Genomic DNA, 17957 nt, shown 5'->3' on the forward strand with positions numbered 1-17957 from the left:
CAACCGGTTTCACTTGAACAGCCGGTCATCTTTTGCATGGGCTGCATGCGTGCGTATTGCACTAGCAAGCGACTTCAAGCGTGGCGCAATTTCTTCCTCGAACTGCCCCGGCCTCAATCGATGTATGGGAACTCGGCAATTGATGGCAAAAACTTCGCCGTCTGCGTTGCGGAAAAGCGGAGCGCCAACGGAGTTTGTCTCGGGAACCCAATCGCCTTTGATGATCGATGCTCCTGACGAACGACAGTCGTCGATGCCCTTCAGGAAGGCGTTCCCATGTGTCTTCCAGTCTTCCGGGGATTTGCGGCGAATGGCTTCGATCTTGGCGGCAAGCTCATCTTCATTCAGCAACGAGCACAGTGCGTGGCCGACTGTTGCCCGCAGAAGTGGTCCGACCGTGCCAACATCGGGCGAGCTCCAGATGTTCTCGTTGGCTCGTGCGGTTTCGAGATACATGAAATTGGTGCTGTCGATGACGCCAATCGAAACAGTGCCGCCAACGTCCTGTGCCAGACGATCGACCGAGGGCTTGGCAAGTTGCAGGAATCTCAGGCTGGACAGAAGGGGCAGGCCAAGTGACACCACCCTCCAGCCCAGCCGGTACTTCGACTTCTCCGCCTTCAGATAGCCCATCTTGGTGAGCGTGTAGGTCAGGCGTGCAGCCGTTGGCCTGGTGATTCCCGCGATCTCGGCAAGCTCTGCGTTCGACATGCGAAGCCGGTCCGGGCGGAAGGCTGACAGAATGGTCAGCCCCTTTGCCAGCGTAGTCGCAAAGTCCGGATCTCGTTCATCTTTTTTCATTGCGGCCTCAAGTTTAATAGGTGTCATCTCGCCTCAATATGTCAACATATCGGACAAAACAACAAAAAAACACAAATAAGTTGACACATGATGTCATCGAGTCGTTACTTCTTACAAATCTGGCCTCCACGGGCTGGTGGCAATCGCGGCTGGGAGAGAGACATGACGCGCGTAATCGACCTTGAAATCAGCATCCCACGCAGCCTGCGGGACGAAAACAACGCGGATGTCAGTCACGGTCGTCCTGGTACGCCGAACCCCGCGTCGCTGCCCCGTCCAGACGGCTACGGCTTCCAAAACTACTCCCGCGTCTTTCAGAAAGCCTCCAATCGCGCATCCGCGCCGGCTCAACCCGATGCGCCGGTTGACGATGGAGGCATGGAAAAGTTGATCGCCGACATGGACCGGGCAGGTATCGCCAAGGGGTATCTCGTGGGGGCCAAGAACTCCGAGCTTGGGAATATTCAGCGCAACTATCCCGATCGTTTCATCACCTTTGCGGCGCTCGACCCGTTGGATGGAATGCGCGCCTCGCGCGAACTTGAACGCCTCGTCAAGGAAGACGGGGTAGGCGGCCTGCGGGTGTCATCGCTCTACAATCTGCTGCCCTGCGACGACCGGCGCTACTATCCGCTGTATGCCAAATGCGTCGAACTTGACGTGCCGGTGCGCATCTACACTGCAATGAACTACGCCAACGATCGTCCCTACGATCTTGGACATCCCCGCCACATAGACCAGGTCGCCATCGATTTTCCCGAACTGCGGATCGTGGCGGGCCTCGCCGGTTGGCCCTGGATCAACGATATGGTCGGACTGCTGCGCCGCCATCCGAACCTCTACGTCGACACAGCTGCGCACCACCCCCGATATTTCGGACAGGCTGGATCCGGCTGGGAGATGTTCCTCCAGTTCGGCAATACGCTGCTGCAGGACAAAGTGATGGTTGGGCTGTCCCGGTATCTCTTCGATCAGCCTTTCGAGAAACTCATCGAGGCGTACCAGAACCTTCCGCTTAAGGAAAAAGTCATCGAGAAGTGGCTCTACCACAACGCCACACAGTTCTTCCGGATCGCGTAAGGCGGGAGCATGGCACGCTTCATCCTGATGCGATTGATGCACTCGATCCCCCTGCTGATCGCCATCATCGCGCTCATTCTGCTCATGTTGCAACTGATCCCCGGTGACCCGGTGCAGGCGATGGTGGGGGACTATCCCGTTTCGCCTGCATTCCGCGAAGCCATCACCAAGCAATATCACCTCGACGATCCCTTCCCAACGCGCCTGCTCAGCTATTTCACCAACTTGGTGCAAGGCGACTTCGGCTATTCCTATCAGTTCCAGAGGCCGGTTCTCGACCTCATACTGACCCATGCGCCGCGCACGATCCTGTTGACCGTGACCGGATTCGCCTTCGCGATTCCGGTTGGTATCCTGATCGGGTTGATTTCCGGAACAACGCCGAACCGGCGCACGGATCATCTCGTGACAACGGCTTCGCTGCTCGTCTACGCGATCCCAAGCTTCTGGTTGGGCCAAATCCTAGTGCTCGGTCTCTCGGTCAAGCTCGGCTGGTTTCCCACGCAGGGGATGCAGCCCATGATTTCGCGGGCCCAGGGCTTTGACTGGTTCCTGGAACGTGTCCACTACATCGCGCTGCCTGCGCTTGCCTTCGCAGTCCACGAGGGGACGCGCTTTGCCCGCATCATGCGCGCCAGCGTCATCGACACACTGTCCCAGGGATATATCATGACGGCCCGCGCCAAGGGCCTGTCCCGCAGCAGTATCATCCGCAAACACGTTCTGCGGAACTCGTCGCTGCCGCTTGTCACCATCGCGGGCTATGCCTTCGGCACGGCCTTGGGCGGGGCTGTTCTGCTGGAAACGGTCTTTGCCTGGCCCGGACTTGGCCTTCTCTTCGTTCAAGCGGTCCGGATGCGTGACAACATGACCGTGGTCGCCGTCGTCATCTTTGCGGCCATAGCGATCATCCTCATCAACCTGATCGTCGACGTGCTCTACGCGCTTCTCGATCCGCGTATCCGGAGCCGAGCATGACCGACAGTGCCGGAGCTCACCAGTCGCGCAAGGTCCCGAGTCAACTTTCCGACACGGCCCAAAGCATCTGGGGCACGTTGCGTGCGATAGCAAGCACGCGCCACGGAGCGACAGGCGGTGCCATTCTGTTGCTCATGGTTTTGATCGCCCTGCTGGCGCCGTTGATCGCACCATACGATCCGCAATCGCTGACCCCGTCCAGCCTGGCGCCGCCCTCCTGGACGAACCCAATGGGCACCGACAGCATCGGCCGCGACATATTCAGCCTGGTGATCTACGGCACCCAAACTTCGCTGACCATTGGTCTGGGTGCCGCGCTCGGCGCACTGCTGCTCGGAGGCACCGTAGGGATGCTTGCCGGCTACTTCGGAGGGATTGTCGACACTGTGCTGATGCGGATCGCCGAGCTCTTTCAGACCTTGCCGGTTATCATCCTGGTGCTCTTCACGGTCGCATTCTTCGGCTCCAGCTTCTGGTTGCTCATAACGGCCGTGATCCTAGCCATCTGGCCGATCGAGGCGCGGCTCGTCTATGGCCAGTACCTCCGGCTGCGCAACATGAGCTTCGTCGATGCCGCCCGTGTGGCCGACATGTCCGCGGCCCATATCATGCTCCGCGAACTGCTCCCGAATGCCATTCAACCCGTCATCGTCCAGGTAGCCCTTGATGCTTCCGTCGCGATCCTGATCGAAGCTGGCCTCGGATTTCTCGGCCTGTCCGATCCGAACGTCGTGAGCTGGGGGCAGCTGCTCTATGACGCCCAGAGCTACATGACAGTTGCCTGGTGGATGAGCGTTTTTCCCGGTGCCGCTATCTGTCTCGCCGTGGCTGGACTCAACCTTTTCGCCGACGGGTTGAACGAGGTGGTCGACCCGAGAACCCGCGGTCGCAAAGGAGGGCTCCAGTAATGTCCTCCTTCCAAAGTCAGAAGCCAAACATGCTGCTCGACGTGTGCAATCTCAAGGTCCACCTCGCCGTCGACGGCAAAACCGTGCGCGCCGTCGACGGGGTCGATTTCGCCGTCGCTCCGGGCGAAGTTGTCGGCATCGTCGGAGAGTCCGGTTCGGGGAAGAGCACGTTGGCCCGAGCGATCATCCAGCTCATGCCCAATGTCGCGATCGCCGAGCTGAGCGGAACAATCCGGTTCAATGACGCGGATCTGATGACCGCCTCGGGCACCGTATTGCGTAGATTGCGCCGTCAGAACGGCTTCTCGATGATCTTCCAGGACCCGCTGGGGTATCTCAATCCGACGCAGAAAGTCGGTCGCCAGATCGCCGAAGCGCTGGACAATTCCGACGACAATCGTGTTCTCGCGCTGTTGCACGAGGTCGGGTTACCCAAACCCCACCAGGTCGCCCGCAGCTATCCGCATGAGCTGTCCGGGGGGATGCGGCAGCGGGTCATGATCGCGATTGCGCTGGCCAGCGAACCCGCGCTGCTCTTCGCCGACGAGCCGACGACTTCGTTGGATGCGACTGTGCAGCGGCAGGTACTCGATACGCTCCGCCGCCTGCACAAAAGCCGGGGGATGGCGATTGCCATCATTACCCACGACCTCGGAGTCATCGCTGAGCTTTGCGACCGGGTCTACGTGATGCGGGGCGGCAAGGCGGTGGAAAGCGGGACGGTTGTCGACGTCTTCGAGACACCGCAGCACCCATATACGGCCGAACTTATCCGCCTCAGCACCCGCCATCTGCAAGTCGCCCAACAGGGTGCCCAGCGAGCTGCTCCATGAACGTCCCGATACTATCGCTTCGCAACGTCGTACGCACCTACGCGGATCGCCACAGGTCCGGCTGGCGCAAGGTGCATTTCAACGCGGTGGATGGAGTCGACATCGATGTAAGGGAAGGCGAGATACTCGCCATCGTCGGCGAGTCCGGCTCGGGCAAGAGCACGTTAGCAAAAGTCATGCTGCAGCTCGAGAAGCCCAGCTCGGGACAGGCGTTCTACCGTGGGGACGATCTTGCGGCAGCATCGCGCGTGCGCCGGAGTGAATATCGTTGCGATGTGCAAGCAGTGTTCCAGGATCCGGCCTCATCGCTTAACCCACGGATGCGCGTTCGTCAGTCGCTGAGCTACGTTGCTCGCCGGCATGGGCTCAATCCGAAGGAAGGTCTCGACGCGTTCCTCATTGCTCAGCTAGAGGCCGTCGGCCTTCATCCGGCGCCGGACATCCTGTTGCGCTATCCACATCAGCTTTCCGGGGGGCAGCAGCAACGCGTTGCCATTGCTCGCGCGATGATGCTGACGCCCAGTTTGATCGTCGCCGACGAACCTCTCTCGGCGCTCGACGTCTCGATCCAGGCCCAGATCCTAGACCTCATGCGGGATCTCAGCCGCAACCGAAACGTCGGATTTGTGCTGATCAGTCACGACCTCAACGCAGTTCAGTCCATAGCGGACCGCATCGCCGTGATGTATCGCGGGTCCATCGTCGAGGTCGGCCGCGATATCCTGAGTGCGCCGGCGCACCCCTATACTCGACTCCTGCTTGACGCGCGCCTGTCGTTCGATCCGCGCCAAAGGCGCGAAGTGCCGGATCATGTGCCGCTGGCCGAAACCCTGACGCCGCTCGCCTCGCAGGGGTGTCAATTCCGCGATCGCTGTTCCCTGGCCACAGAGATCTGTTCCAGCGCCAAGCCGGGGCTCGAACCCACCGGGCAGTCCAGCGCCATGGTGGCCTGCCACATGTCCCAGTCCGCACAAACGGACGCCAGCCTCACCAAAGAGAAGAAGCAGAAGCTTCCCGGTTCCGCCTGATCCTCCGACGACCGGAGGCGGGCATCCAATCCAACCAAGGAGACTCACCAATGTATCTCGATCCACGGACGAAAGGGCCTCAAGCCCGTCTCGACAGCCAAATCCTGTGGGCTGGATTGCGCCGTTCGGCGTGCGCCATAGGGCTATCGCTGGCGCTTACGGCAGGCTGTGCAGTTGCTGCACTCGCGGCAGGAGATACACCGGTCACCGGCGGCACCGTTGTTCCCGGCGTTGACGGCTCGACGATCACCAACCTGAACACACAGCTCACCTCGATCACCGGCTCTCTGGTGATCGCTGACGTCTGGGCCGACGGTCTGATGACCTATGACGGCAAGGGCAATCGCATCCCGCGTCTGGCCGAGAGCTGGTCCGTCAGCGACGACAACCTGACCTATACCTTCAAGATCAAAAGCGGGGTGAAATGGTCCGATGGCGAACCCTTCACCGCCGCCGACGTCGCTTTCACCCTGGAAGCCTTTGGATCGCTGAACACCTACATCGCCAAGTCCATGCCGCTGATTGAAAGCGTCTCGGCCCCCGATGACACAACCTTCGTTGTCAAGCTCAAGAAACCGCTGACGGCCATCCTCGACCTCTTTGACAAGGAGGTCTTCCCGCTGATGCCCAAGCACATTTACGAGGGTACCGACGTCACCTCGAACGAGGCTAACCGCGCGCCGGTCGGGCTCGGGCCCTTCCGCTTCGTGAACTGGGACACCGGCCGGGCGATCACCTTCGAGCGCAACCCGCACTACTGGGAAGAAGGCAAACCCTACATTGACTCCGTCGTCTTCGCCCTGATCCCTGACGCGCAGCAGCAGCTGAATGCCTTGACCCGCGGGGAAATCGATTGGGTCAAACTCAACGCAACCCAGGTGCCGGCCGCCGAGGAGGCATCGAAGAATGGAGCCTTCAAGGTCATCGAGATCATCAACAACGCACCAGAGCGTGCCGTTGTAGATTTCAACATGCGCAAGGCGCCATTCGACAACCAGAAGGTGCGCGCGGCCCTGTTCATGGCGATCGACCGCGACCGCGTCGTGAAAGATGCCTACCAAGGGCTCGCCAACAAGGCGGTCAACGCGATCCCGGTGCAGTTCAAGGCGCTGCATGATGGCTCGATCGACTACAACAAGCTGTATCCCTACGATCCGGTCGCGGCGGGCAAGTTGCTCGACGAAGCCGGCTTTCCGATGAAGGACGGCAAGCGTTTCAGCGCCGAAGTGACCTATATCGCAAAGCCGCCCTATGACGCGATTTCGCGCGTTATCGCGGCTATGTGGAAAGAGGTCGGCGTGGATGCAACGTTGTCGGGCCTCGATGCGCAGATCTGGATCGACAAGGTCTACAAGCAGCATGAGTTCGATGCCTCAGTGATCTCTCTCACTGGCCGGACCAATCCGGTGCTTGGCATCGACCGCAGCTATCGCTGTACCGAAGGCGGGGTGCCTTTCGTCAACCCCACCGGTTACTGTGACCCTGAACTCGACAAGCTGATCGATGCCGCCGCCGCTGCGCCGGAGGGCCAGCAACAGGCGCCTTACGCCGCATATGCGGCCAAGGTTGCCGAAGACATCAACGAGATCACGCTTACCAACGTCCGCCTTTTCGAAGCCGCGTCGACCCGGCTGATGGGCCTCGAGAAGCAATTCGACTTCTCCTACAACACCCACCCCAACTGGCAGGAAGTCTGGATCCCGAAGGACAAGCAGAAGTAGCACAGGCATCTGCTTGAACATCGCGGCGGGCGCCTCGGCGCCCGCCGCGCGCAAATACTTTCAACGAGGACAAACATGTTTCGCGACGTATCTCCCCTGATCAAGCCACGCAAAGTCGCCGTTATCGGCGCGTCTGCCAGGAAGGTATCGCAAGGCAACGTGGTCATTGCCAATCTGAAGGACTGGAATTGGCAGGGCGAGATCCTCCCAGTGCATCCGACGGCGCCAGAAATTGAAGGCATCGCCACCTTGGCGGCAATTTCCGACCTGCCGCGTGATACCGACACGGTCATCGTGGCCATTCCCGCCGCTGGCGTGCTGGCTGCCCTGCAAGAGTTGGAGGCGCGCGGCATCGCTTCGGCCAATGTCTTCGCCAACGGCTTCAGCGTAACCGAAGAACAGGCGATCCGCGACTTCGGTGCGACCAGCAGGCTGCACATCCATGGCCCCAACTGCATGGGCCTGATCGACTTTCGCGACCGTGCACCGCTCTACCCGTCGCGCCCTTCGCCGCGGATTACGGCGGGCCGCGTCTCGCTGATCGCCCAATCCGGTTCTGCGGCGATTTCAGTGATGAACACGATCACCGTCGGCCTCTCGAAGGTCGTGACCGTTGGCAGCGAATTCCAGCTGAGTGCGGCCGATTACGTCGCTTGGTGCGCGGACGACCCCGAGACTGATGTGGTCGGCGTAGTCATGGAATCCGTCAAGGATCCGGTAGCCTTCGCGCGCGCAGCACAGAAGATGCGCGATGCGGGCAAGCCGCTGGTCGTCCTTAAGGTTGGCGCTTCCGAGATCGGTTCGGCCGCTACGCGAGCGCATACCGGCGCGCTGATCTCGCCCCGTGACGCCTATGACCGCTATTTTGCCGATTGCGGAATATCGCTGGTTCACGATTATGACGAACTCGTTGCCGCCCTGGAATGCTTCAACCTCGCACGCCCTGTGCTGAATCGGGGAGGCGTGGCCATTGCCGGAATTTCCGGCGGGCAGACGGCCCTGGCTTGCGACGTGGCTGAAGGCGTCGGCCTGACCATCGCCAAGTTTACCCCGGCTACTCAGGAGCTCGTTGGAAAGTATCTGCCCGGCACCTCGGGCGCCAATCCCATCGACATTGGCGCCGTCGTCTCGCGCGAAGAACGCAAATCCGAAGAGGCGTTGCGGGCGGCGATCGACGACGACAACGTCAACGTTCTGGCACTGCTTCAAGATTGCCAGGACAGTCTCAACCCGGCAACGCTCGACAACTACATGCTGCACATCCCCGGCTATGCCGCGGTTGGGGCCAGTGTCACCAAGCCCGTTGTCGTGATCTCGCCGACCAGTGGAGAAATCGCCCCGCGTATTCGCGCCGAATTCGATCGCGCCGGCATCCCGATAGTGCGGGGGTTGCGCGCAGGTCTGGCCGCGGTGCGGTGCCTCTCGAACTCGCTCGAAGGCGCGCCCGGTGGATGGGCCAGGGCGCGTGGCGATCACGCTCCCGGCTCGCCTGAACTCGCCGCCTTCCGGAAAGAGATCGCAGGCTACAGCGGCGCGCTGCCTGCCGAACTGGCCTTCCGGCTGTTGAAGGCCTACGGTATTCCGACCGTTCCGGCTTATGTCGCAAGCGATGAGTACGACGCGCTAAAGAACGCGGACCTTGTCGGTTTCCCGATGGTGGTCAAAGTGGCCTCTGGCGACATCGCGCATCGCTCCGACATCGGTGGCGTGATGCTCGACGTGCAGGACGAAGCCGCTCTAAAACTGGCAATCGCCTCGATCCGGCGCAACATTGCCGCGCATGCACCCAAGGCCACGATCGACGGGTTCGAGCTGCAAGCGCAGGTATCAGGCGAAGAAGCTGTGGCCGGCTTTGCCGCTGCGGCGCCCTTCGGCGCGATGGTGGTCACGGGGACGGGCGGCGTGAGGGTAGAAATCGAGGCAGACCGCGCGGTCGGCCTTGCGCCGCTGTCCCCGCCCGATGCCGAGCGCATGATCGCTTCCACGCGCCTCGGCAAGATGCTGGCGGGATATCGCAACCTCCTGCCGAAGACCGACCTTGACGGTTATGCCGATCTACTGGTCCGTCTTTCCCGTCTGGCAGCCGATCTCGGCGACCTGATCGGCGGATGTGACCTCAATCCGGTGTTGGTCACTCCGGGCAGTGGCAGCGTTTGCGTTGTCGATGCCCTCTTCATCCTGTCCGGCACGACCGCCGCGGACATGATCGAGAGGACGGAGCTCGTCCTCTCGTAACAGGCGGGCCGGCCTGTCTCAGGCCGGTCTTGTCAGACGAACTTGGCTTGAGGCTGGGCAGGGCGCCGGCTAGCGTCCGGCCATGTCCCAACGCTCTCCTTTCCGATACTTTAAGACCAGCCCGGAGTTCATTCGGTTAGCCGTGATGATGTACATTCGCTTCCCGCTATCGCTGCGCAAGGTCGAAGATCTGCTGCACGAACGCGGTGTCGACATCAGCCACGAGACGGTTCGATTTTGGTGGCACCAATTTGGTCCGCTGTTCGCGTCTGAGATCAGGAAACGGCGGATCGAAGGTATGCGGACCAGCCACTGGCGCTGGCATCTTGAGCTGCTGCCGGCTTCGTGGACAGCAGGTTAAGCTAGCATAGCGCGGGCCTCGAACTCCATGGGGCTGAGGTAGCCCAGTTTCGAATGCCGCCTGCGCGGATTGTAGAAGCGCTCGATGTAGTCGAATACGTCGGCACGCGCTTCGTTGCGGGTGCGGTAAACCTTCCGGGCCGTCCGTTCGGTCTTCAGTGATGAAAAGAAGCTCTCCATCGCCGAATTGTCGCAGACGTTTCCGGCCCGGCTCATCGAGCAGGTGATGCCGTTGTCGGCCAGAAGCCGTTGAAACTGCTCGCTTGTGTATTGCGATCCCTGATCCGAATGATGAAGCAAAGCGTCGGCCTTTCCGCGTCGCCAGACGGCCATCCATTGCCCGGCAGTTGATTGCGCAGCAATCAATGAGAGGGATCAGCGCATCCATGACCAGTGACGCATCCCGTTCGGCCTTCATGGACCAACCAACGGCACGCCGGGAAAAGAGGTCGAGAATGACAGCAACGTAAAGCCAGCCTTCCGCGGTCCAGATATAGGTGAAGTCGGCCAACCACTTCTGGTTTGGCCGGTCGGCCTGGAAGTCCCGCTCAAGGATGTTGTCTGCAATGACCGACCGTTCGCCGTCGTCCTTCGGCTTTCCACGGCGTCTCGGCCGTGCCCGCAAGGCATTGATCCGCATCAGCCGTTCGATCCGGTGAAGCCCGCAGGCCAGCCCCTCTTCCAGAACATCGCGCCAGACGCGGCGCGCGCCATAGGTCCGGTCGCTGGCCTTGAAGCTTGTCTCGATCGCCGTGACGAGCCTGGCGTCATGGATCTCGCGGGCGCTGGTCGGGCGATTGAGCCAAGCATGGAAGCCCGACCGCGAGACCTCCAGCACGTCGCACAGCCAGCTGACGGGCCAGATGTGGCGATGCCTGGCGATGAAGGCGAACCTCATGTCGCCTCTCGCGCGAAAAAAGCTGCCGCTTTCTTCAGGATGTCACGCTCCGCCCGAAGCCGAGCGACCTCTTTCTTCAGCGCTGCAATCTCGGCCACGTCGGTCCGCATCTGTCCGTTCCCGGGAAAGGCGACGGCAGGCGCAGCTGTCAGCTCCCGCATCCAGCGGCGCAGAACGCTCTCGGCCACATCTAGGTCACGGGCGGCCTGCGCCACCGCCACACCGCGGTCCGTCACCAGCCTTACGGCCTCGATCTTGAACTCTCGGCTGAACTTCCGTCTCTTCATTTGCTGTCTCCAGTCTCATGGTCACGATCTTATCTTCGTGTCCACGAAACCGGCAGCAGCTCACCATGCCCAGCACGTCGCCCTGCTTCATGATGAGAAAGTCTTCCCCGTCGAGCCTGATCTCCGCGCCCGACCATCTGCCAAAGAGCGTCTCGTCGCCGGCCTTGACGTCCATCGGGATCGTGTCGCTATTTTCACTTCTGGTCCCGGTTCCGACCGAAACCACGATTCCGTCCTGTGGCTTCTCCTTGACGTTTTCGGGGATGATCAGCCCGCCGGAGGTCTTGTCGACCCTTTCAAGGCGACGGACTAGGACTTGGTCACGCAAGGGTGTGAACATTTGGAAAGACACCTTCCGCGAGGTTTCCGATGAGGGATGGCAATGTCGGGAGTTGCTGGCACTCGCCATACATGAGTGCCAATCCTACAGAGATAGTTGCGAGCGGAGCAACGCGCAAAGGACGGTTCAAAAATATGTCAATTGCACCCTGAATTACGGCTTTTTCGCCGGTGAGCTGGCATGATGGCGAGTTTGGGTCCGGACGCCCTGCAGTATCAAGTTCCAGTCATTCTAACCTAAATCAGTGTGAACCCGCGCAACACGTGCTTTGCTTAGGCAACATCGGTCAATCGACCAGCAAACCAAACGGGGTCAAACCAACATGTTGTACATCCTGATCATTTCCTTTTTGCTTCTCGGACTCCTGGTCGCCGGACTCCTTCCTTACTGGCGTCGTGATGGAGTGTTGTCATTCGGAATGTCCGGCGGGCGAGGCTCCGTTTTGGTCTTTCTGCTGGTGGTTCTGGTCGTTGCCATCGCCTTTCTGACCACCAACTAGACTGCGGCCCGGGAATAACATGTGTCAGTGACAGCCAGTCGGCCGCGACATGTTGGAGAAGCGATCGCTTGGGGTACGACACGCTGAGGGCGATAGCCTGTGAGCTGAACTCCCGCGGCATTCTCACCGGCAGCAACCTGACGTGCCGTGACCTCGCCCAACGAGAAAAATTATGAAGTCAAAAGCATCGTCCTGCACCAACGGTCAACCGACGCCTCCTTCCACGCAACCCATGATTGCCTTCGGCATGCGGAACTTGAATTCCGAAACTCCGGTATGAATCCCCGATCCTGGAACTTGGAAGCGCGGACCCACTCCGAAACCATACACCCAAGTGCGATAGACACAACTTGTGTTCACCGTTCTCCCCAATGTGTACGCTTGCACATCGATCGCATTGCATGTGTAGGCGGCGAAGGGTAGCCTGCCACAGGTGCGGCCACGCCGACCTGGACCCAAGCAATTCAGTTAATTCAATACTTACGCGAATTTTCGAATCTATTCGCCCGTCCGGACACCCTCAGAGAGCCGAAATGGAGCAAAGTGACCTTGGATCTAAAGCGTATTCTCCAAGTCGAAGACGACCCAGACATCGCAACCCTGAGTAGGCTAGTATTGGAAGAAATCGGTGGATACGAAATTGAGCAATGCGTCACCTTGCCGGAAGCTGTTGGCTTGGCTCTGAATTTCCAACCTCAATTGCTGCTTCTGGACTATATGCTACCCGGCCATAGCGGCCTCGTGATTTGGAATGCTATCAAGATGCTGCCTGGCTACAAGGATGTCCCGGCCATCTTTCTTACGGCCCGAGCCGAGCCTGAGCTGAGAGCCAAGCTGCTTGGCCTTGGAGCTTTGGCCGTGCTGGTCAAACCATTTGATGCGATGAAACTGTCCAGTATTATCGGCAACCGATGGAGAACTAAAGCTGGCCAGATCTAAGTGTTCCAGGTTGACTGCTGGTAGCCTTGGTTATGATACCTTGGGTGATGATGCCTTCGTGTGGGTCTCCGGTTTTGAGAAGTGCTTTGTTAAAGATCTGCAAAGTCAGATTGATCCAATGGCATTGAACCTAACCGCGCTTGCCGGAATCTGATTTCGGTCAGTTACGCGACCAGATATTCAGTTTCCAGAGCCGCGTAGAAGTTTGCCTATGCTTCCGTCGGAGGGATGTTCCAGATGGGCTCGAGAAGGCCGCGGTTGTCGAAAGCTGCTGAACCGCCGCGCGAGACGCTATGTCATCACAATCCCGCAGTTCATTGGCTGAGGCCGCGAGTTGGACGCGGTCGCCGGCAAAGCCGGGGCTACGTGACAAACCTGAGATTACAAATGCGAACTTTTGAAAGTGAGCCCGGCCACACTTCAATTCCAGTGCGACGCGGAGTGCGAGTATGAGCACACAACTGCGGCGCCGCAGTTGTGTGCTCCGTACGATTTGGGCCACGAATCGCTGCTTGCTGCATCGTCAGACCGCAGCATAAACTGAAACCTAAACAAGCCGGGCGCTCCGTTCCAGATCAGGCGCTCCTGTCCCAAATCATCTGACAACGGACAGTAGAGAATAGCGGCGGACCTGAATGCGCGGGGCATCCTCACGTAGTTGGGCGGCCAATAGCATGTTCCAAATGTGGGGAATCTATTTGCGCGATTGCAACGGCCCCCCGGCAGGCCACCTCCCGGACGTTTTCGGTCGAGTCGCATTCGACATGCACGGACCAGCCGAGAGAATGTAGGGTTCAACCAGACCACCTAAGTCAATTGGTAGCCGGGCGTCGAGTTCGACAGCGCCAATTCCTCGGCGTCCATGTCCTCGGGGATGTCGGAAAAGAGTGGCGTCGTCAGGTATCGTTCGCCAGTATCTGGTAGCATTGCAAGGATCACTGCGCCGGGGTCCGCCCGTCCGGCGACTTGCATTGCGACTGCAAAGGTCGCGCCACCTGAAGTTCCAGTTAGTATTCCCTCACGCTGCGCGAGTTTTTTGGCCCATTCGACGCCCTCGGTGCCTGCAATCGGAATCAATTCATCATAGCCCCCAGCATCCAAGCATTCCTGAAGGACCTTCGGAATGAAGTCAGGCGTCCATCCTTGGATCGGGTGCGGCTCGAATTTTGGATGACTGCTGGCCGGCGATCCGCCTTCGCCTCGGTCCTGGACCACACCGCTGCCGACAAGCTGCGCATTGGACGGCTCGGACAGGATGATCCGGGTCTCTGGCCGCTCACGGCGCAGAACGCGTGACAGCCCTGTCACCGTTCCGCCAGTGCCATATCCTGTCACCACGTAGTCCAGGCGGTCACCCGAAAAGTCGCCGATGACCTCGCGCGCTGTGGTGAATTCGTGGATGTCCGCGTTGGCCGCAGTCTCGAATTGCCGTGCGAGGAACCAGCCATGGGTATTCGCCAATTCCACCGCCTTCATGTACATCCCCGTGCCCATCTGCGCGCGCGGTGTCAGGATTACTTTCGCGCCCAGCATACGCATCAGCCGCCGCCGTTCGACCGAAAAGCTATCGGCCATGGTCACGACTAGCGGATAGCCTTTTTGAGCGCAGACCATCGCAAGACCGATACCAGTGTTGCCGCTGGTCGCCTCCACCACTGTCTGGCCGGGCCGCAGAGTTCCTGACCGCTCGGCAGCTTCGATAATGTTGAGCGCTAGCCGGTCTTTTACCGAACCAGCGGGATTGAAGAATTCCGCTTTGACGTACAAACGGATGTCGGACGGCGCGAGATTGTTGATCCGGATCACCGGTGTGTCTCCGACCGTGTCCAGGATGCTGTCGAAGAGACGCCCGCGTCCCGCCGACGTGCGAATGTTTTCGGTACTCATGCCTGTCTCTCCCCCTGTTGATCCAACCCGTCTAAGCCTCGGTCGCTCCACCATACAGGATAGACGGGGTCGCGCTTGATCGATTTCTGAACAATCCATGTCGGACCCCATATTTCGGCGTTCTCTTGAAGGTGGACGGTTTATGCCACAGGCTTGGCGCATGAGGTCGCATCGCCGACGTAGGTTAGACTACCCGCGTGTTGGGTGCGCCTAATACCACGGTGCACATACACGAGCCCTTCATCCGTATCACAGGAGCCGTCGGGCCAGTAGTATGATCATCCGCTCACCGCTGACTTAAGCATCAACTGCGGATCGGTTCCCATTCCCGGATCCGAATGGAGTGGCTGCCGAGCCTGTTAAAAAGAACACGAGGATCATTTGATCTGTCTTTAAGTGAAACGACGAATACGATCCTACGCGCTGCGCTGCGCTGCTGTCGGCTGAGGCTGCTGAGGACACTGATAAAAGGGCCGTCGCGCCCGAGAAATTGCAGCAACGCGGCTGGAGATGGTGGAAAGGCGCTCCCATTGCCTTTTGAAACGGCTGTGTGGGCTGGCACGGCGCCGGCCGATGCCTCCGGGGAATTAATGAGCAAAGACGCGGAGATCCATTGGGGCTCGTGGTGATGACGTATCGCGCCGCTCAAGGAAGCCGGATACTCTTCCGCAATTTCGAAGCTCGAAACCGACTAGTTCAAAACTTGCATTCAGGCGGGGTCAATACACATCCGCACATGATCGGACCCATCACTCAACTGGAATGCCGAGGGCCGCCAATTGTTTTCCTATCCGATCCAACATACGCGCGGAGAACACCATTGCGTCCTTGAAACGCCGCACGGTCATGTTTGGATGGGCCTTCATCAATGCGTGGGCAGACGCGCGAGCCTCCCTTTCTCTGCCCGCGCCAAGAAGCGCAGTGCAGAGGTTACGGTGGATCCAATGCGCGTTGGGGCGTTCTTCCAGCGCCCTCAGGAACAGATCGGCAGCGCAGCTTTCCTCGCCCGCGATTTGATGTGCGCAGCCTATGCCAACAAGATTATTGAAATTCATCGGATCGAGCGGGCTGAGCCGAATCGCTCGGGCAAAATGCTGCTTGGCCACCTCCGGCCGGTCCGAATAATTCTCGAGCCAGCCGAGGCGGCTTAACGCCCAGGAGGCGTTGGGGTCGATCTGGATCGCACGTTCGAGAAGGACGCGGGCCGCGCGGTAGTTGCGCGCAAAGGTTTGAACGGTCCCAAGCACCGATAAGATCAGCGGATCGTCTGAGGACATCTGCGCCGCTCGTTCCGCGCGAGAAAGCGCCTCGTGTCGAGCGGCAGTGATATCCTCGGCCCAGTTATAGACCGAACGTTGCGCCCAACACCAACCGGCCAACGCCAGCGCAAGAGGATAGTCGGGGTCGATATCCAGCGCCTTGTCTAGAAGCCTCAGGGCCTTCGCCGCGGCGTCTTCCTCTAGCATCCAGACATCGGGCATCGCGCGCATTGTGTAGTCGTAAGCACTGAGATCCTGAGGCAGCTTGCGGCGCGTTCGCTCGATCTCAGCTAACTGGATCGACGGCTGCAATGCACCGGCGACTTGTTCGGTGATCTTGTCCTGAAGATCGAAAATGTCATCGAGTGAACCATCGTATTTGTCAGCCCAGAGATGCGCTCCGCCGTCGGTCTCGATCAACTGCACGGTGATGCGCACCCGATTCCCGGCGCGCTGTACTGAACCTTCGAGCACGTATTTAACCCCCAACTCACGCCCGATCTCCCGCACGTTTAGGTGTTTGCCCTTGTAAGCGAAGGCGGAATTACGGGCGATGACGAAGAACGAGCGGATGCGCGACAACGTGGCGGTGATCGCCTCTACGACGCCATCGGCGAAATAGTCCTGTTCGACATCACCGGACATGTTGTCGAAGGGCAAGATTGCGATCGACGGCTTATCCGGACGCCGTAGAGGGTGGCGCACACTGCCCTTCCGCTCGCCGGACTCGACGTCGACGGGCCAGCGGAACACGCGTACCGGCTTGGAGAGGTTCTTCAGTTCGTGTTCCCCATCGTCGGAAAAGGCGGCGCCGATTCTATTGCCCAAATGCTCGTACGTACTGGCACTGAGGTTGATGCCGCCGGGAGAAGCGATCTCCTGCAGTCGCGCGGCCAAGTTGACGCCGTCGCCGAAGATATCGCGGCCCTCGATGATGATGTCGCCGAGATTGATTCCGATCCGCAGTTGAAGAAGCGGCAGCCCTAGACCATCAGGCTCGCGTGCGGCCATGGCGGTTTGGATTTCGACAGCGCAGGTGGCCGCATCAACGACGCTGGCAAACTCGACGAGTGCGCCGTCGCCCATAAGCTTGACCACACGGCCCCTGTTAGCCTGGACACGGGGGGCGAAAATCTCCCGTAGAATCCGATTGACTGCAGCCAATGTGCCCGTTTCATCGGCATTCATCCTCGTCGAGAAGCCGGCGATGTCCGTGGACATCACCGCGGCGAGACGGCGCTGAACGGCTGGATTGGTCATGGAGAGATATGGCCGATTTTGGGTGACGCGGCGTGGTCTAGCGACGCGGTTCTGGGCGCCGTCGAACGGGGTGACGCCGTCGATCAATATGTCGCCTTCCATGACGCGAGGCAACGGGTTCCTGCCCTTGAGCTTGCGCCATGTTTTCGATGCCGCCCGGATGAGGTTGAACATGATGAATTTGGCGGTCGTTTTCGACAGCGCGCCGCCGGTGCACACTGTGCGGTGATGCACGCGCGTTTTGCAGAACTTGGCAGCGACGGACTTCACCACCTTTCACGCGGCCGCTCATGATTTCTTCTTATCGAGGCCTTAGTAGAAGTTTGCGGTATCGCCTCGGTCGATCAGAGGAACTCTGCCCGTGATGTAACCGCCTGTCCGTCGTCAGATGATTTGGGACAGGAGCGCCTCACAGATCGATAGGGCGGCTTGGCCTGCATGTTTGCTCGCGATGGACATCAGGATTTCCTTCCATGGCATCTTGAACCCAGGGGAAGGTGGGTTTCAAATGCATCCGTATTTCTCGCATGAAGTGCGCTATACTGGACTGATCCAGAGCAGTGTCCGCCCTGATCACTACTCTTGGGGATGATGTCCCGGGAAGTGGTGTAGCTCCTCATGGGCCTCGCGCTCACTGGCGGGCC

The 17957-nt window shown here is 59.6% G+C and carries 12 protein-coding genes and 3 pseudogenes; 10 read left to right on the forward strand and 5 right to left on the reverse strand.

The window, feature by feature from the left end; translation table 11 throughout:
• Positions 1-9: 9 nt before the first annotated feature.
• Complete coding sequence (locus tag IE266_RS23565; RefSeq protein ID WP_189682590.1) at positions 10-801, reverse strand: IclR family transcriptional regulator; 792 nt, start codon at positions 799-801, stop codon at positions 10-12.
• Positions 802-963: 162 nt separating this feature from the next.
• Between IE266_RS23565 and IE266_RS23570 the strand changes: the two genes are divergently transcribed.
• The 8 genes and pseudogenes from IE266_RS23570 to IE266_RS27010 form a co-directional block, all read left to right on the forward strand.
• On the forward strand, positions 964-1881 hold the full coding sequence (locus tag IE266_RS23570; RefSeq protein ID WP_189682591.1) for an amidohydrolase family protein: 918 nt from the start codon (positions 964-966) through the stop codon (positions 1879-1881).
• A gap of 9 nt (positions 1882-1890) precedes the next feature.
• Positions 1891-2859 (forward strand): ABC transporter permease, encoded by a 969-nt coding sequence (locus IE266_RS23575; protein WP_189682592.1) that lies wholly within the window; start codon positions 1891-1893, stop codon positions 2857-2859.
• Positions 2856-3767, forward strand: coding sequence for an ABC transporter permease (locus tag IE266_RS23580; protein WP_189682593.1), 912 nt, complete (start codon positions 2856-2858; stop codon positions 3765-3767). The genes IE266_RS23575 and IE266_RS23580 overlap by 4 nt, the downstream gene beginning before the upstream one ends.
• 29 nt (positions 3768-3796) lie before the next feature.
• The gene (locus IE266_RS23585) at positions 3797-4600 is read left to right on the forward strand and encodes an ABC transporter ATP-binding protein (RefSeq protein ID WP_229864432.1); all 804 of its coding nucleotides are present in this window, start codon (positions 3797-3799) and stop codon (positions 4598-4600) included.
• Positions 4597-5628, forward strand: a complete 1032-nt coding sequence (locus IE266_RS23590; RefSeq protein ID WP_189682595.1) for an ABC transporter ATP-binding protein — start codon at positions 4597-4599, stop codon at positions 5626-5628. The genes IE266_RS23585 and IE266_RS23590 overlap by 4 nt, the downstream gene beginning before the upstream one ends.
• 50 nt (positions 5629-5678) lie before the next feature.
• Positions 5679-7349 carry an ABC transporter substrate-binding protein gene (locus IE266_RS23595; protein ID WP_189682596.1) on the forward strand — a complete coding sequence of 557 codons (1671 nt, stop codon included), beginning with the start codon at positions 5679-5681 and terminating at the stop codon, positions 7347-7349.
• Positions 7350-7424: 75 nt separating this feature from the next.
• Positions 7425-9584 carry an acetate--CoA ligase family protein gene (locus IE266_RS23600; protein ID WP_189682597.1) on the forward strand — a complete coding sequence of 720 codons (2160 nt, stop codon included), beginning with the start codon at positions 7425-7427 and terminating at the stop codon, positions 9582-9584.
• Between the two features lie 82 nt (positions 9585-9666).
• Positions 9667-9915: pseudogene (locus tag IE266_RS27010) on the forward strand (IS6 family transposase); the annotation flags it as partial.
• A 26-nt stretch (positions 9916-9941) separates the two neighbouring features.
• Here the strand turns inward: IE266_RS27010 and IE266_RS23610 are convergent.
• Both IE266_RS23610 and IE266_RS27015 read right to left on the reverse strand, forming a co-directional pair.
• A pseudogene (locus IE266_RS23610) lies at positions 9942-11129 on the reverse strand (IS3 family transposase).
• A gap of 58 nt (positions 11130-11187) precedes the next feature.
• Positions 11188-11469, reverse strand: a pseudogene (locus IE266_RS27015) (co-chaperone GroES); the annotation flags it as partial.
• Positions 11470-11791: 322 nt separating this feature from the next.
• On the opposite strand from IE266_RS27015, the gene IE266_RS23620 reads away from it, so the two are divergent.
• Both IE266_RS23620 and IE266_RS23625 read left to right on the forward strand, forming a co-directional pair.
• Positions 11792-11968 carry a DUF3309 domain-containing protein gene (locus IE266_RS23620; RefSeq protein WP_189682600.1) on the forward strand — a complete coding sequence of 59 codons (177 nt, stop codon included), beginning with the start codon at positions 11792-11794 and terminating at the stop codon, positions 11966-11968.
• Between the two features lie 543 nt (positions 11969-12511).
• Complete coding sequence (locus tag IE266_RS23625) at positions 12512-12907, forward strand: response regulator (protein ID WP_268249779.1); 396 nt, start codon at positions 12512-12514, stop codon at positions 12905-12907.
• Positions 12908-13714: 807 nt separating this feature from the next.
• Here IE266_RS23625 and IE266_RS23630 read toward each other — a convergent pair.
• Both IE266_RS23630 and IE266_RS23635 read right to left on the reverse strand, forming a co-directional pair.
• Entirely contained in the window at positions 13715-14794 is a 1080-nt protein-coding gene (locus IE266_RS23630) for a PLP-dependent cysteine synthase family protein (protein WP_189682602.1), read from the reverse strand.
• Between the two features lie 749 nt (positions 14795-15543).
• Positions 15544-17583: an adenylate/guanylate cyclase domain-containing protein gene (locus IE266_RS23635; protein ID WP_189682603.1), complete on the reverse strand. Its 2040-nt coding sequence runs from the start codon at positions 17581-17583 to the stop codon at positions 15544-15546.
• Positions 17584-17957: the final 374 nt, after the last annotated feature.

This window comes from Seohaeicola zhoushanensis (assembly GCF_014656415.1).
Taxonomy (GTDB): domain Bacteria; phylum Pseudomonadota; class Alphaproteobacteria; order Rhodobacterales; family Rhodobacteraceae; genus Seohaeicola_A; species Seohaeicola_A zhoushanensis.